The 14,870-nt window shown below is 53.8% G+C and carries 14 protein-coding genes; 5 read left to right on the plus strand and 9 right to left on the minus strand.

All coding sequences use genetic code 11. From position 1 onward, the window contains the following. The first annotated feature begins 138 nt into the window (after nucleotides 1-138). Nucleotides 139-1,146, plus strand: a complete 1,008-nt coding sequence (gene galR, locus AC0Z7K_RS17495) for an HTH-type transcriptional regulator GalR (RefSeq protein ID WP_413530883.1) — start codon at nucleotides 139-141, stop codon at nucleotides 1,144-1,146. Here galR and AC0Z7K_RS17500 read toward each other — a convergent pair. From AC0Z7K_RS17500 to AC0Z7K_RS17520, 5 genes are all read right to left on the minus strand, one after another. Beyond that, nucleotides 1,139-1,591 carry a GNAT family N-acetyltransferase gene (locus AC0Z7K_RS17500; RefSeq protein WP_485615318.1) on the minus strand — a complete coding sequence of 151 codons (453 nt, stop codon included), beginning with the start codon at nucleotides 1,589-1,591 and terminating at the stop codon, nucleotides 1,139-1,141. The genes galR and AC0Z7K_RS17500 overlap by 8 nt on opposite strands. A 5-nt stretch (nucleotides 1,592-1,596) precedes the next feature. Next, nucleotides 1,597-2,370: an FCD domain-containing protein gene (locus AC0Z7K_RS17505; protein WP_112165934.1), complete on the minus strand. Its 774-nt coding sequence runs from the start codon at nucleotides 2,368-2,370 to the stop codon at nucleotides 1,597-1,599. Nucleotides 2,371-2,464: 94 nt separating this feature from the next. Then, entirely contained in the window at nucleotides 2,465-2,782 is a 318-nt protein-coding gene (locus tag AC0Z7K_RS17510) for a PTS sugar transporter subunit IIB (RefSeq protein ID WP_413530885.1), read from the minus strand. 14 nt (nucleotides 2,783-2,796) lie between these two features. Further along, on the minus strand, nucleotides 2,797-4,233 hold the full coding sequence (locus AC0Z7K_RS17515; RefSeq protein ID WP_485615319.1) for a glycoside hydrolase family 1 protein: 1,437 nt from the start codon (nucleotides 4,231-4,233) through the stop codon (nucleotides 2,797-2,799). Nucleotides 4,234-4,268: 35 nt separating this feature from the next. Beyond that, nucleotides 4,269-5,606, minus strand: a complete 1,338-nt coding sequence (locus AC0Z7K_RS17520) for a PTS sugar transporter subunit IIC (protein WP_112165928.1) — start codon at nucleotides 5,604-5,606, stop codon at nucleotides 4,269-4,271. Between the two features lie 286 nt (nucleotides 5,607-5,892). Here AC0Z7K_RS17520 and AC0Z7K_RS17525 point away from each other — a divergent pair, with 286 nt between their 5' ends. Continuing rightward, nucleotides 5,893-6,210 (plus strand): PTS lactose/cellobiose transporter subunit IIA, encoded by a 318-nt coding sequence (locus tag AC0Z7K_RS17525; protein ID WP_112165926.1) that lies wholly within the window; start codon nucleotides 5,893-5,895, stop codon nucleotides 6,208-6,210. Between the two features lie 128 nt (nucleotides 6,211-6,338). Here AC0Z7K_RS17525 and lysA read toward each other — a convergent pair whose 3' ends face one another. Then, nucleotides 6,339-7,598, minus strand: a complete 1,260-nt coding sequence (gene lysA, locus AC0Z7K_RS17530) for a diaminopimelate decarboxylase (protein ID WP_485615320.1) — start codon at nucleotides 7,596-7,598, stop codon at nucleotides 6,339-6,341. 134 nt (nucleotides 7,599-7,732) lie between these two features. On the opposite strand from lysA, the gene AC0Z7K_RS17535 reads away from it, so the two are divergent. After that, on the plus strand, nucleotides 7,733-8,662 hold the full coding sequence (locus AC0Z7K_RS17535; protein ID WP_485615322.1) for a LysR family transcriptional regulator: 930 nt from the start codon (nucleotides 7,733-7,735) through the stop codon (nucleotides 8,660-8,662). Nucleotides 8,663-8,716: 54 nt separating this feature from the next. Here the strand turns inward: AC0Z7K_RS17535 and AC0Z7K_RS17540 are convergent, their stop codons facing one another. Both AC0Z7K_RS17540 and AC0Z7K_RS17545 read right to left on the minus strand, forming a co-directional pair. Next, entirely contained in the window at nucleotides 8,717-9,880 is a 1,164-nt protein-coding gene (locus AC0Z7K_RS17540) for an MFS transporter (RefSeq protein WP_413530889.1), read from the minus strand. 336 nt (nucleotides 9,881-10,216) lie between these two features. Next, nucleotides 10,217-11,134 (minus strand): LysR family transcriptional regulator, encoded by a 918-nt coding sequence (locus AC0Z7K_RS17545; protein WP_485615323.1) that lies wholly within the window; start codon nucleotides 11,132-11,134, stop codon nucleotides 10,217-10,219. A gap of 116 nt (nucleotides 11,135-11,250) precedes the next feature. Here AC0Z7K_RS17545 and AC0Z7K_RS17550 point away from each other — a divergent pair, with 116 nt between their 5' ends. Then, entirely contained in the window at nucleotides 11,251-12,126 is an 876-nt protein-coding gene (locus AC0Z7K_RS17550) for an MBL fold metallo-hydrolase (RefSeq protein ID WP_413530891.1), read from the plus strand. 133 nt (nucleotides 12,127-12,259) lie between these two features. Here the strand turns inward: AC0Z7K_RS17550 and AC0Z7K_RS17555 are convergent, their stop codons facing one another. Further along, complete coding sequence (locus tag AC0Z7K_RS17555) at nucleotides 12,260-12,976, minus strand: tetratricopeptide repeat protein (RefSeq protein ID WP_413530892.1); 717 nt, start codon at nucleotides 12,974-12,976, stop codon at nucleotides 12,260-12,262. A gap of 130 nt (nucleotides 12,977-13,106) precedes the next feature. Between AC0Z7K_RS17555 and AC0Z7K_RS17560 the strand changes: the two genes are divergently transcribed. Further along, on the plus strand, nucleotides 13,107-14,861 hold the full coding sequence (locus tag AC0Z7K_RS17560) for an ABC transporter ATP-binding protein/permease (protein WP_485615325.1): 1,755 nt from the start codon (nucleotides 13,107-13,109) through the stop codon (nucleotides 14,859-14,861). Nucleotides 14,862-14,870: the final 9 nt, after the last annotated feature.

The raw sequence follows: 14,870 nt of genomic DNA on the forward strand, positions 1-14,870 counted from the left end.
ATTCCGTTAAAGCCGGGGTTCTTTTGTCGTTACATCTGTCTTGCATCAAAAAGTTGCGATCGTCATCCTTGCAGCCACCTGTCTTTTCCGCAAGACTGGCGGTGTAAACGATTACCCTCACGGAATAGCGGAAGCGTTATGGCAACGATTAAGGATGTAGCAAAACTGGCAGGCGTATCGGTTGCGACCGTTTCACGCGTGATAAATCATTCCCCGAAGGCCAGCGAAAGCTCGCGGGAAGCGGTTCAGAGCGCCATGCAACATCTGCAATATCACCCGAATGCCAATGCCCGCGCACTTGCCCAGCAGGCAACGGAAACGCTGGGGCTAATTGTCGCTGACGTCTCCGATCCGTTCTTTGGCGCGATGGTCAAAGCGGTGGAACAGGTGGCCTATGCGACTGGCAATTTCCTGCTGATCGGCAACGGCTACCACAATGTAGAAAAAGAGCGTCAGGCGATTGAGCAATTGATCCGTCACCGCTGTGCGGCGCTGGTGGTTCACGCCAAAATGCTGCCGGAAGACGAACTGACCAGTCTGATGCAGCAAATTCCGGGCATGGTGCTGATTAACCGCACGCTGCCTGGCTTCGAACAACGCTGTATTGCGCTTGATGACCGTTACGGCTCCTGGCTGGCGACCCGCCATCTGATTCAGGCCGGGCATAAACGCATTGCCATCCTGTGCTCCAACCACGGTATTTCGGACGCCAGCGATCGTCTGCAAGGCTATATCGATGCACTGACAGAGAATAATATCCCGGTGGATGACAAACTCATTGCCTACGCCGAACCTGATGAAATCGGGGGCGAGAAAGCCATGGCGGATTTGCTGGGGCTGGGGAAAGGATTCACGGCGGTCACCTGCTACAACGACTCCATGGCGGCGGGTGCGTTATCAGTGCTAAGCGATAACAGCATTGATGTGCCTGGCGAAATTTCGCTGATAGGTTTTGATGATGTGCTGATTTCCCGCTATTTGCGCCCGCGTCTGACCACGGTGCGCTATCCGGTCGTGGCGATGGCGAATCAGGCGGCGCAGCTGGCGTTAGCGCTGGCAAACGGTCAGCCATTGCCGGAAACCACCCACATGTTCAGCCCGACGCTGGTTCGACGTCACTCGGTGAGCGGGCCAGCGATCAGCTAAGAGACTTTTTGTAAACGCGGACTGTCTTATCAGGATAGTCCAGCGCATCGCCAATATAGCGCCAGCCCAAACGTTCGTAATAGCCGGTGAATTCAGCGTAAAGATAGAGTTCGGAAAAGCCGCTGCGGCGGCTGTGCTCCAGAAGAAATTCCTGCAACTGCTGCCCCAGCCCGCGTGAGCGATAATTCTTATCGACGTACAGCGCCGCCAGCCACGGCGTGAGATCCTGACGGCTTATCAAATCGCAGCGCCATAAACCCACCGTCCCTGCCAGCCGTTCGCCGTCCAGTGCGATAAAAGTCTGCGGCAGATCAGCCCCCGACAGGCTGCTTTGCACCACGCTGGCATAAAAATCGCGGCTGTTTTCGCTGCCGAACGCCTGCCACAGCCAGTCAGTGACCTGTTCTTTACACTCGGGGCGTGCGCTGAGATTGATGATATTCATCGCGTTCAGACCATTTTACCCTGAAAAATCGGCACTGATTCAAACAGATAGCCGTCGAACTCCGGCGCATCGACGTCGGAAAGTTCCATCAGAGTATTTTTTACGTTTTCCATGTGCTGCCACATCGCCTGATAGGATCCCATCACGTCGCGGCGGCGCAGCGCGGCCAAAATATTCTGATGATCAGCCAGCCATTTCAGGCGGTATCCACGCGTGGCGATATGGCTGTGTAACTGTTTCCACAGCGGGCTGGAGTCGCGGTGCATCCAGATATTTTTCACCGAATCGAGCAGCATCTGATTTTGCGTGGCACCGGCAATCAGCAGGTGAAACAGGCGGTCATTGTCGCCACTTTCATCGTTAGCCACGATGGCGGTTTGTTCCTGCTCCAGCGTGCGGCGCAGATTTTCGATATCAGACTTGGTCGCCATTTTGGCGGCAAACGCGGCAATATTGCTCTCGAGTAGCTGCCGCGCCTGTAAAATCTCAAACGGGCCAATCTGCCCCTGATACATCAGTTCATCTTCGCCCTCTTCCTGCGAAGGAATGCGGATCACGTACACGCCCGAGCCCTGGCGGATATCCACCGTGCCTTCGAGCTCCAGCATTAGCAAGGCTTCGCGCACGATAGTCCGGCTGACGCCATAGGTTTCCGCCATATTGCGCTCCGGCGGCAGGCGTGATCCCACGGCGAACTGGCCTTGCTTGATTTGCTCACGCAGGTCATGCCCGATTTCCTGATACTGTTTTCTGTCCTGCGAAACCACACCTTTTTCCACACGCTCACCTTGCTGCAAAAACGAAAATGAAAATCCAAAATAATCCGGGCTGCAGGCTGATGAACCCCATACCTGCAACCTGAAGTATGAGGGATTACTTTATCAGACTTAATGCCTGATCCAGCACTTTCGCACCATTGAGCGTTCCGTAAGCCATCATATCAATGACGTCGATCGGAATATTGTGTTCATCGGTCAGCTTTTTATTTTCCGTCAGTTTGAATCTCACCTGCGGCCCTAACAGCACCACCTGAATATCGCGACCATAGGCTTCGAGTTCATCACGCAGATTATTTTCCGGGATGGCGTAGATCTGAAATTCCAGGCCACGGGCGGCGGCTTCTTTTTCCATTTTGGTGACCACAAGGGAAGTGGACATCCCTGCCGAACAGGCTAAAACGATACGTTTCATAGTGTTTCCTCGGGTTATTTATCTTCGTCATCCAGCGTCAATGACAACACGCCATTTTCACTGAGCGATTTAAACCAGCGGGATGATTTCTTTTGATGGCGATTCCGGTTGTCATCGAGATCAATTTCAATCAGCCCGTAGCGATTTTTAAAGGCATTCATCGGCGAAACGTTATCGGTAAACGCCCACAGCATATATCCCTGACAATTCGCGCCGTCTTCCCGCGCTTTTAATGTCCAGTAAAGATGTTCGGCGATAAATTCAATGCGGTAATCATCCTGAATTTCACCGGTTGCATCATCGCGGAATTGACCTTCATTTTCGATGCCCATGCCGTTCTCGGCCACAAACCACGAAATATTGCCGTACTCCGATTTGATACGCATCGCCATGTCATACACCACGCGGGGATATATTTCCCAGCCGCGGGATTTATTCATCCGGCGCCCCGGTAGCTCAAAATGCTCGTAATAATACGCCGGGTGGAAAGGCGTCTCTTTATTCCATTCGCGGGACGGCGCTTTCACACGGTGCGGGTAATACAAGTTAATCCCCACTTCATCCACGGTATTATTGCGGATGATTGCCAGCTCCTGTTCGGAATAATCAAAATCAACGCCATGCTTTTCGAGCAAATCCAGCAATTCCTGCGGATACTCGCCTTTGATCATCGGATCTAAAAACACGCGGTTATAGAAGAGATCGTATAAATGCGCCGCCTTCTGGTCATGCGCCGCGCTTGAACGGGCGTAGGTGACTTCAGGATTTAAAATCACCCCGACGGTGCCCGTAGCGTTATAGCCTTTGCGGTAAAACAGCTCGACCACTTTGGCCGTCGCCAGCACTTTGTGGTGATTCCATTGCATCCATTTGGCGGTGTTCTGCTCGAACGGCCAGCGGATCGCATCCAGATACACGCGGGTTTGCACCACCACCGGCTCATTGAACGTAAACCAGCGGTCGACTTTATGGGCGAAGCGCTCAAACACCTTTTCGGCGTACAGCACGAACAGCTCGACGACTTTTTTCGAGCTCCAGCCGTCATATTTTTCAATCAGATAGGCCGGAAGTTCGTAGTGCTCAAGGCACAGCATCGGCACGATACCCTGGAGTTTCATCTCGTCGAGCAGCGAGTCGATGTAAGCGGCGTACTCCTCATCGACGGTGCCCAGTTCATAATCGGTGAGAAAACGCGACCAGTTGATCGACGTGCGGTAATGGCTCAGCCCGCTGGCTTTCATCAGCGCCACGTCTTCTTTATAACGGTGGATGAAATCCGTGGCTTTGGCCGGGCCGTAGCCGTTGTGCCAGACGTGACGGCTGTTTTTGTACCAGAGATCCAGATACGAATCCTGCCCGTCTTTCTTGCCGCTCCAGCCCTCGGTCTGCCAGGCTGAAGCCGCGGCACCGAGGATAAATCCGTCAGGAATGGCGATGGAAACCTTGCTCATAACAGTCCTCTTTAATCCGAATAATTTTGTGAGCTTCATGCCGTCGCAGCTTGTTTCTTCTGCATCGCCTCAAGCTGCGCCTGTTCGGCGCGGCGCGAGGCCACTTTCACAAACGGCAGATAAATCAGCACTGACACCACGATGCAACCGGCCTGGGTGATCACCGCGCCCATCGACCCGGCGGTGGAGAGCCAGGCGTTGATGATCGGCGGCGTGGTCCACGGCACCATTACCACGGCGCGTCCGGCAAAACCGAGGCTGGTGGCGAAATAGCCGATAGTGCCGGTGATAAGCGGCGTGATGATAAACGGGATCGCCAGAATCGGGTTGAGCATGATTGGCATCCCGAAAATCACAGGCTCGTTGATGTTGAACACGCTTGGCCCGAGGGAAAGCTTGGAGATTTCGCGCATCTCTTTGCGGCGGGTGGCGAGCATCACTGCCAGCAACAAACCGATGGTGCAGCCTGAGCCGCCGATGCTCATATACACATCCCAGAACGGCATGGTGATGATGTTCGGTACTTCATGACCCTGCTCGAATGCCGTCATGTTTACCATGATCGCGCCCAGCAGCAGCGGTTCACGGATAGGTTTGATCATCTGATTACCGTGAATGCCGATCACCCAGAAGAGTTGCGCGACAAACATCAGCAGCAGAATACCCGGCAGGCTTTGCATCACGGATTCCAGCGGACGCTGGATCACCTGATACACCGCATCGTACAGATACATGCCGGTGACCTGATGGAACACAAATCCGAAGGTAGCAATGATCACCACGGTAATAATGGCGGGAATTAACGCCGAGAACGACGCGGAGACATTTGGCGGCACACTTTCCGGCATCTTAATTCGCAGGCCGCTGTAGCTCTCGAGTTTGGAATAAATCTCCACGGACAGAATCGCAATAAACATCCCGAGGAACAGACTTTTGGTATCAGAGAATTGCTTTGCCAGTACGTCTTTCACTTCCTGCATCTGACCATTCACCATCATATCGACGGTGGTGGGCGTCACGGCAATAAAACAAATCACCGCCAGCAGACCGGGAAATAACGATCGCGAGCCATTGATTCTGCCTAATTCAATACCGATTAAGAAGACGGCACCAATTGTCAGGAAACTCAGCGTGGCGTAGTTAATACTGCTCATGATCGGTTTGAGCGTGGCCAGCCACGACAGCATTTCAAAGTGAGCTAATCCGTTTTTCGGATCCATCACCATGTTAGAAATTAAAACTGAGAATGCCCCCACAATAATGACGGGCATTAATGTGATAAAAGCCGCCTTGATAGCCATAATGTATCGGTAGCTATTGAAGGTATTGGCGAATCCCCCGAGAGAATCGATAAAACGGTCTTTAAATGACATGACACCACCTCTTTTAATTTTGTGTAAAACTGTACAGGTGTTTGTTTCGCATTGACCTTTTATACCGCTGGAAGAAAAGGTGTCGCGCGAAGTAGAGCCAGATTCCGTTTCTGAGAGTGATCCTGTCGGCCCGCATTTCGCATTACTTCTTTCATAATGCGAAATGTGGCATGCCAAAAAATAGCGGAATGAGAATTAATTTCTGTGACAGCGTTCTCACATGTGAATATTGGAATTCCAATATGATGAATTCACACTTTTCTGGTATACCAATTTGGAGTTTTCGATGGAATTCGATCTGGAACAAACGGTGATGGAGTTATTGATCAACGCCGGAGAAGCACGATCCAACGCGATGATGGCGATTCAGCACGCGCGTAAAAGAGAGTGGGCAGAAGCCGATGCGATGCTCAAAGCCTCCGACGACGCGGCGCGTGTGGCGCATAAAGTGCAGACACAGCTGATTGGCCTGGATGAAGGCGTGGGCAAAATACCGGTGAATTTGATCATGGTGCATTCTCAGGATCACCTGATGACCGCCATGCTGTGCCGCGAACTGGCCGAAGAGATCGTGTTACTGAGAAAGGAAATGTTTGATAAGTAAGTGTTCTCTCCCGCGAAGAAAAGGAAGCCTTCCGTTTTTTTAGGTTTGGCTTTTGCTCCTCCCCCTGCGAACTGTCTCTTGATCAGGAGATCTGATCAAAAGACAGTCGCAGCGGAGGGAACTACAAATTACAGCTCCAGAGCCAGCAGCTCTTCTATTGTCTGACGACGACGAATCACACGCGGTACGCCATTCTCGAACAACACTTCCGGCAACAGCGGACGGCTGTTGTAGTTGGATGACATTGATGCGCCATACGCGCCGGTATCGTGGAATACCAGATAATCGCCGATGGTAACCGGTGGCAGCGGGAAGGTTTCAACGCCTCCGCCTGCCTGCTGGGTAAAGACATCGCCGGATTCACACAGCGGGCCAGCGATGACTGAATCCGTCAGCGGTTGCCCTTCCAGCTCGCGGCCGTCGGCCGGTAACAGCGAAATGTGGTGATAGCTGCCGTACATCGCCGGGCGCATAAGGTCGTTAAAACCTGCGTCGCACAGTACAAAGTGACGGCTGCCCATATTTTTCACCGCACGGATTTGTGCCACCAGAACGCCGGATTCCGCCACCAGGAAGCGCCCCGGTTCGATTTCCAGTTTTACTTCATGCCCCAGATGCGCGGCGATTTGCTCGCGGGCGCGGTTCCACAGCCCAAAGTAATGATCCGTATCAATGGATTCTTCCTCAAAATGGTACGGAATCGACAAGCCACCACCGGCGGAAATCGCTTCAATATCCTGTCCGGTTTCAATCACCTGACGCACCATCGCATCACACACCTGCTCCAGATGACCGTAATCTACGCCGGATCCGATATGCATGTGGATCCCAACCAGTTTCAGGCCGTAACGGCTGATTTCTGCCAGCGCCTGCGGTAAATCGGCATACCAGATCCCGTGTTTACTGTTTTCGCCGCCGGTATTGGTTTTCTGGCTGTGACCGTGGCCGAAGCCCGGATTCACGCGCAGCCACACCGGATGCCCGGTTTTTTGCTGCCCAATCTGGCTCAGCATATCGATGGAACCGGCATTGACCGGGATATCCAGCGCAGTTACCCGTTCAAGCGTCGCCTGATCCATCACGTCGGCGGTAAAGACAATTTCACTCTGCTCGCGGCCCGGAACGAAACCGGCCACCAGCGCGCGTTCGATTTCACCCAGAGAAACAGAATCCACCTTCACGCCCTGCTCACGCATCAGGCGCAGAATGTGAATATTCGAACAGGCTTTCTGCGCAAAACGGATGACGTCGAACTGACGCAGTTGCGCAATGCGCGCTTTGATGATTTCCGCATCATACGCCCAGACAGGGCAGCCAAACTGTTGAGTCAGAGCCAGTAAATTTCCGGCGTTAAGCGCGGTGGTGGTGTCGTTCAGGGCGCGTGGCATAAGGTTTTCCGTCAGGTGAAATCATTTCTATTTCCCTACAGTATGCCGTGAGACAGAGGGCCGATAAAATATCTATTTCAGGCAAGTCTATTCATTTATGATATGGCTTATTGATCCCGATCCGGATGAGAATCATGCCTGCCATTTCCCTGCGCCATATCGAAATTTTTCATGCGGTGATGACCACCGGTAACCTGACGGAAGCCGCCGCATTGCTCAACACCTCGCAGCCGACCGTCAGCCGCGAACTTGCGCGCTGTGAAAAGCTGCTGCATTTGCAGCTGTTTGAGCGTCTGCGCGGACGGTTGTATCCGACGGTGCAGGGATTACGTTTATTCGAAGAGGTTCAGCGATCGTATTACGGGCTGGACAGGATCGTCAGCGCGGCAGAGGGTATCCGCCAGTTTGAGCAGGCGCAGCTGTCCATCGCCTGTCTGCCGGTGTTCAGCCAGTCGCTGTTGCCGGCGGTCTGCAAACCCTTTCTGGATAACTACCCTGACGTCAGTTTCAATATTGTGCCGCAGGAATCGCCACTGCTGGAAGAATGGCTGTCGGCGCAGCGCCATGATTTAGGGCTGACCGAAAATACCCAGACGCCTGCGGGCACCGAACGCCAGACGTTACTGACGCTCAACGAAGTTTGCGTGTTGCCTCCAGGGCATCCGCTTGCGGCAAAGCCATGCCTGACACCGCAGGATTTTAGCGGACTGAATTTCATCAGCTTATCGGCGACAGACAGTTACCGTCAGTTGCTCGATACGCTGTTCGCCGAACAGCACGTCGCGCGGCGGCTGGTGATGGAGACGCACAGCGCCGCCTCGGTATGCAGCATGGTGCGCGCCGGCGCGGGTGTGTCGATAGTCAACCCGCTGACCGCCTTAGACTATGCCGAAAACGGCGTAGTGATCCGTGAGTTCAGCGTCGCCGTGCCCTTCACCGTCAGCCTGATCAAACCCTTGCACCGCCCCGCTTCCGCGCTGGTTACGCTTTTTACCGAACACTGTCATCAGCAGGCGCAACGCTTTGCTGAGCGGCTGGACGTCGCGGTTTCAGCGATCCGATAAAAAAGGCCACACAGAAGAGATTCTGTGTGGCCTGTTCATTGCGTCAATCAAATATTACGCGACGGCTTTCTCTGTCTTCTTCGCCGCGCGACGGAAGGTGATTACGCACAGCACGAAGCCAATGGCACCGAGGCCGCCCGCCGCCAGAGGCACGCTGCTAAGGCCCATTCCGCGTTCGATCACCGCGCCGCCTACCCAGGCACCCAGCGCGTTGCCGACGTTAAATGCCGCAATGTTCAGCGTCGAGACCAGATTCGGCGCGTTTTTGCCGTAGGTCACCACGTTCACCTGCAATGCCGGAACCGCCGCGAAGTTGACCATCGCCCAGATAAACAGCGTGATTTCCGCCGCCACCAGATGAACGCTGGTGTAACTGAACAGCACCGAGAACACCGCGATCAGCAAGAATGTGGTGGTCAGAGAAACACCCAGTCGCCAGTCAGCCAGACGCCCGCCGACCACATTGCCGATGGTCAGGCCGAGACCGATCAGCAGCAACGTCCAGCTGACACCGTGCTCTGAAACGCCGGTGATTTCGGTCAGGATCGGCGCGATATAAGTAAACAGCGCAAACATCGCCGCCGCAAAGAAAATGGTGATCGACAAAGACAACCAAAGGCCAAGACTGCCCAGCGCGCGAATTTCTTTGCGCAGGTCCGTCGGTTCTTCTTCTTTTTTATCCGGCAGCTTTTTATACAGCGCGTACAGCGACGCCACGCCGATCACGGCGACGACCCAAAACGTTGAACGCCAGCCAAATGCCTGGCCGAGTGCGGTACCCAGTGGGACGCCCAGCACGTTCGCCAGGGTCAGACCGGTAAACATCAGCGCCACCGCAGAGGCCCGACGGTTCGGTGCCACCAGACTCGCCGCCACTACCGCGCCAATCCCGAAGAACGCACCGTGGCACAGTGCAGTTATCACGCGTGCCAGCATCAGGAAACCGTAACTGTACGACAGGGCGCACATCACGTTGCCGAAAATAAAGATGCCCATTAACAGCAACAGGGTATTTTTGCGCGGCAGTTTCGCGGTCAGCACCGCCATGATCGGCGCGCCGATTGCCACGCCCAACGCATATCCACTGATCAGCCACCCGGCCGACGGAATACTGACATTCAGATCACCCGCCACGTTGGGCAGCAGCCCCATGATGACGAATTCGGTGGTTCCGATAGCAAACGCGCTTAGCGCCAGTGCCAGAAGTGCAACAGGCATAACAACTCCCCGATATTATATTTAACCAAATTTTGAACGACGCTCAGCCGGACGGACTTTAAAAAGTCAGTCTGGCGAAACAAAAAAATAAGAAAATCAGACAGGAAATCAGCAGCGACAGGAATCGATAACCTTGTGTGTTTTATGGTTTTTATGCTGTTTTCCCTTTACAGAAATACCATGCAGATCACACTTTTGACCATACGCAGTCTGTGCCCTGCCCTCTGGAAAGGGCAAACAATTTAGTTAAGATTATGAATATCAAAGTATTAAACAAATGTGAGTAAAGATGTCAAAAAGGAACCGTTCCCAGTGAGCTGAGGTCTTTTCCGTAGCTCAGTCCTCCTGACCGCTCAATGACAGCCAGCGCGGATGGCCTTTAAACCATTCCACCAGAAAATCGAGCAGTGCGCGCAACGCCGCAGGCATCTGCCGCCGCGAGGCGTAAATCGCATAAATCCCCATCTCCTGCGGCTGCCAGTTTTCCAGCAGTGAAACCAGCTGGCCGCTGGCGATCAGCGGAGCCGCCGAATAGTAAGGCTGCATGACGATCCCCGCACCTTCCACCGCACCGGTCAGCAACACCAGTGATTCATTAGCGCTGAGATTGCCGCTTACCGGGACTGAGATTTTTTCGCCCTGCCGCTCAAACTGCCACAGGCTTTTGCCGAAATAGGAGTACGTCAGGCAGTTGTGAACGCTTAGATCCTGCGGATGCTGCGGCGCGCCGTGCGTGGCAAGATAGGCCGGAGACGCACACACCACCGACGGACAGAGCGCCAGCGGGCGGGCGATCAGGTTTGGATCCAGATCGTTAGTGATGCGCAGCGCCAGATCGATGCGATCTTCCACCAGATTAATCGCCCGACTCTCCAGCTGAAGATCGATACTCACCTGCGGATGTCGCCGCAAAAATTCGCTGACGGCAATCACCACCGCGCCCTGCCCGAACGACTGCGAACAGCTCAGGCGCAGCAAACCGCGCAGCGCTTCGTCGGAGGTATCTGCCACGCTGCCCATCTCCGCTGCCACCGCGAGCATCTTGCGGCAGCGCGCCAGCGTATTTTCACCGGCATCGGTCAGGCTGAGCTTGCGGGTGGAACGGTGCAGCAGGCGCGCGCCTGACCACTTCTCCATCTCCGACAGATAACGTGTCACCATCGCCCGCGACATATTCAGCGATTCGGCGGCGCTGACCATACTTTTGCGTTCAACAATGGCAACAAACACTTGTGCAGCGGTAATTCTGTCCATGATTCGTCCGGTTTATGCAACAAACAGTTGCGCATTATCCTGTTTTTCTCGCGGATTATGCAACGTACAGTAGATGCTTACTGAACGTGATTATTTTATGCCTCTGAGGAAATGTTATGCGTCTTAAACTCTTAAAACCACTGACCCTGATTGCTGCCCTGCTAGGTACCAGCCTGTCCGCTCACGCCGCTACTGCGCTGAAAATGGACGTCTACAATCCGGGTGAAAACGCCATCTTCCCGGTGTCTTCAGAAATTATCACCGGCGAGAAAGAAGCCGTGCTGATCGACGCCCAGTTCCAGCGCAATGATGCGCAAAATCTGGTGGAGAAAATCAAAGCTACCGGTAAAAAACTGACCACGGTGTACATCAGCCAGTCAGACCCTGATTACTATTTCGGGCTGGACGTAATCCACGCTGCGTTCCCGGACGCCAAAATTATCGCGACGCAGGCGACCATTGATCTGATCAACGCCAGCAAAGATGGCAAAGTGGCCTTCTGGGGGCCGCAGCTGAAAGAGAACGCACCGAAATCCGTGATCGTTCCGCAGCCGCTGAAAGGCAGTACGTTTGAACTGGAAGGTCATAAATTTGAAGTGAAAGGCGTTGATGCCGCACGCACGTTCGTTTACATCCCGTCACTGAAAGCCGTCGTTGGCGGTGTGCTGGTCAATGGCGACAATATGCACGTCTGGACCGCAGATACCCAGACCGCAAAATCCCGCAAGCAGTGGGTGGAAGCGCTGGATGAAATCGCTGGTCTGAAACCCGACGTCGTCGTGCCGGGACATTTCCTGCCGGGCGCACCGCATACGCTTGAAGCGGTGAAATTCACCCGCAATTATTTGCTGACGCTGGAAAAAGAGCTGCCGAAAGCGAAAGATTCCGTCGCACTGGTTGCCGCGATGAAAAAACATTATCCGCAGCTGAAAGACGATTCTTCATTACAACTGAGCGCGAAAGTATTGAAAGGGGAAATGCAGTGGCCTTAATACTGGTTGAAGCTGCGGCCAACCGCAGTTTGGGTATTACAGAATAAACTTTAGCTATCAGCGGATTACACCGACTGGTCTTAACGCTAAACCCGCATAACGCGGGTTTTTTAATAGCGGGTCCAGGCAGAACTTACGGCGTTACCCGCACAAATTCCCCTTCGGCCTGAACGTTATGCCCGAATCCGCAGTCGCCGGTAGTGTGCAATCTGACATTTTCAGTGGCGAAATTCATGTCCACCGAACATTGCCCCTCGCCCGCTGAGGCGTCATCGGCTTCATGATAAACCGCGTGATGGTCTTTAATCGCGGTCACTACCGAGAATTCGCCGATGTTCGGGCCGTAATACAGCGACATCTGCCCCATGTACTGCCCGGAGAAATCAATTTTGAACTGCGCCTCTTCGGCTTTGACGTCCACCAGATTCCAGCTGCCGAAACCGGCATATTGCCAGTATTCCCCGGCTGCGCTTTCGGGCTGCGGTAGCGCGTCAAGTTTCGGCTGGATCTGACTCAGATTGTATTGTGATTTTTTGTCAGCAGGCGCCAGCATCAGCCAGGCTTTGGCTTTACGGTAATTGCCCTGACGAATGTAGGTCAGCGCGATGTTGTTATACGCCGTGGCGATCTGATCCTGCGGCTTGTGGCAGAACTCGCTCCAGGCCACCTGATTGCGGAAAATTTCCCGCGCTTTGGCAAATTCCCCCTGCTGGTACGCGACTTTTCCGGCAGAGGCGTAAATACCCGCTTTCACGCAATCGGCATTAATGTCCGGTTCATCAATCTGAGCAAGCGCCTGAACGCTGGTAAAACATCCTGCCACCAGCAGAAAATTCACTGCGACTTTCATCAAACATCCTTCTACTTTTGTGGTCTACAGAGCTTCGTGCTGGAAAAACATCCTTACAAGTACTTTATTGCCCTATCGCACTAAGGCACTCATTCTGGGATGATTAGGCTTCACAACATATCGATTAAACATGGCAATTATGACTAAAAAACCTGGTAAATCGGCGCAATGGGGCGCCGTCTGGCAGTTGATTAAGCCTTATTGGCGCTCAGAAGAAAAGTGGCGAGCCTGGGGCATGTTGGCCACGATCGTTATCCTCTCACTGGCAACCGTCTACATCAGCGTCCTGCTTAACGAATGGAATCGCGTATTTTACGATGCGCTGCAAAACAGAAACTACCCGGTTTTCAAAGCTCAGCTGTGGAAATTCACCTGGCTGGCACTGCTTTTCATCGTCATTGCAGTGTACAGGGTTTACCTGACGCAGGGCCTGCAAATGAGCTGGCGACGCTGGATGACCGAAGAGTATATGGAGAAGTGGCTGACCAATCACGCCTATTATTACACGGAGTACCAGCATCAGGTGGATAACCCCGATCAGCGTATTTCCGATGACCTCAATGCCCTGACCAGCGGCACGCTTTCACTGGTTCTCGGGTTGCTGTCGAGCGTCGTCACGCTGTTCTCTTTCGTGTTTATTTTATGGTCGATCAGTGGTCCGCTCAACTTCGTGTTCGCCGGCCATCATTTCGATATTCCCGGCTACATGGTGTGGTTCGCCCTGCTGTACGCAGCACTGGGTTCCTTCATTATCTGGTGGATCGGTAAGCCGTTGGTCAAACTTGGTTTTAATCAGGAATGGTTCGAGGCGAACTTCCGTTTCGGGCTGATCCGTATCCGTGAAAATAGCGACGCTATTGCGCTATACCACGGCGAGAAAAACGAACGTGACCAGCTTTCCGGCAAGTTTGATTCGATCAAAACCAACTGGTGGTCGATCATGCGCGTCACCCGTCGCCTGAATATTGCCTCCAACTTCTACGGCCAGTTTGCCAATATCTTCCCGATTCTGGTTGCTTCACCGCGCTATTTCGCCGGTGCGATCCAGATGGGTGCGCTGATGCAAATCGCCTCGGCGTTCGGTCAGGTGCAGGGCGCGCTGTCATGGTTTATCGATGCCTTTACCGATCTGGCCAACTGGAAAGCGACCGTTAACCGTCTGGCAGGTTTCAACGCCGCGATTGATCAGGTTAACGCTCAGCCACGCGGCATCAAAGTCGGTGAAAGCGCGGAACATGCGCTGAAACTCGATAACCTGACGCTGAATCTGCCGGACGGCAGCCCGCTGTTCTGTAACGTTTCCGCCGAGATGAAACCGGGTGAACGCGTGCTGATTGCCGGCCCTTCCGGTTGTGGTAAATCGACGCTGCTACGCGCCATTGCCAGTATCTGGCCTTACGGCGCAGGCAATATCTCGCTGGCTCAGGGCAAGCGTTACCTGTTCCTGCCGCAACGCAGTTATATTCCAATTGGCACCCTGCGCGATGCGTTGAGTTACCCGGACGCCAGCCGCGAATATACCGATGAGCAGCTACAGCACGTACTGGAACAATGTCGCCTGCCGCATCTGGCATCGGTCGCCATGCTGGATGATTACGCTAACTGGAGCCAGCGCCTGTCGCCGGGAGAGCAGCAGCGTCTGTCATTTGCCCGCGCCCTGCTTATCAAGCCGGATACGCTGTTCCTTGACGAAGCTACCAGCGCAATGGATGAAGAAACTGAGCATCGGGTTTATGCGTTGTTGCTGAGCGAACTGCCGGAAACGTCGGTCATCAGCGTTGCGCACCGTAACACGGTTGCGCAGTACCATCAGAACTGCTGGCGTTTCAAAAACCAGGAAAACGGTCCGTGCGGATTTACGTCGAGCGCGGTTTTGCCTCAATAGCGTCTGACG

It is taken from the genome of Rahnella sp. 1L-D-7-B-C2 (genome assembly GCF_057290995.1).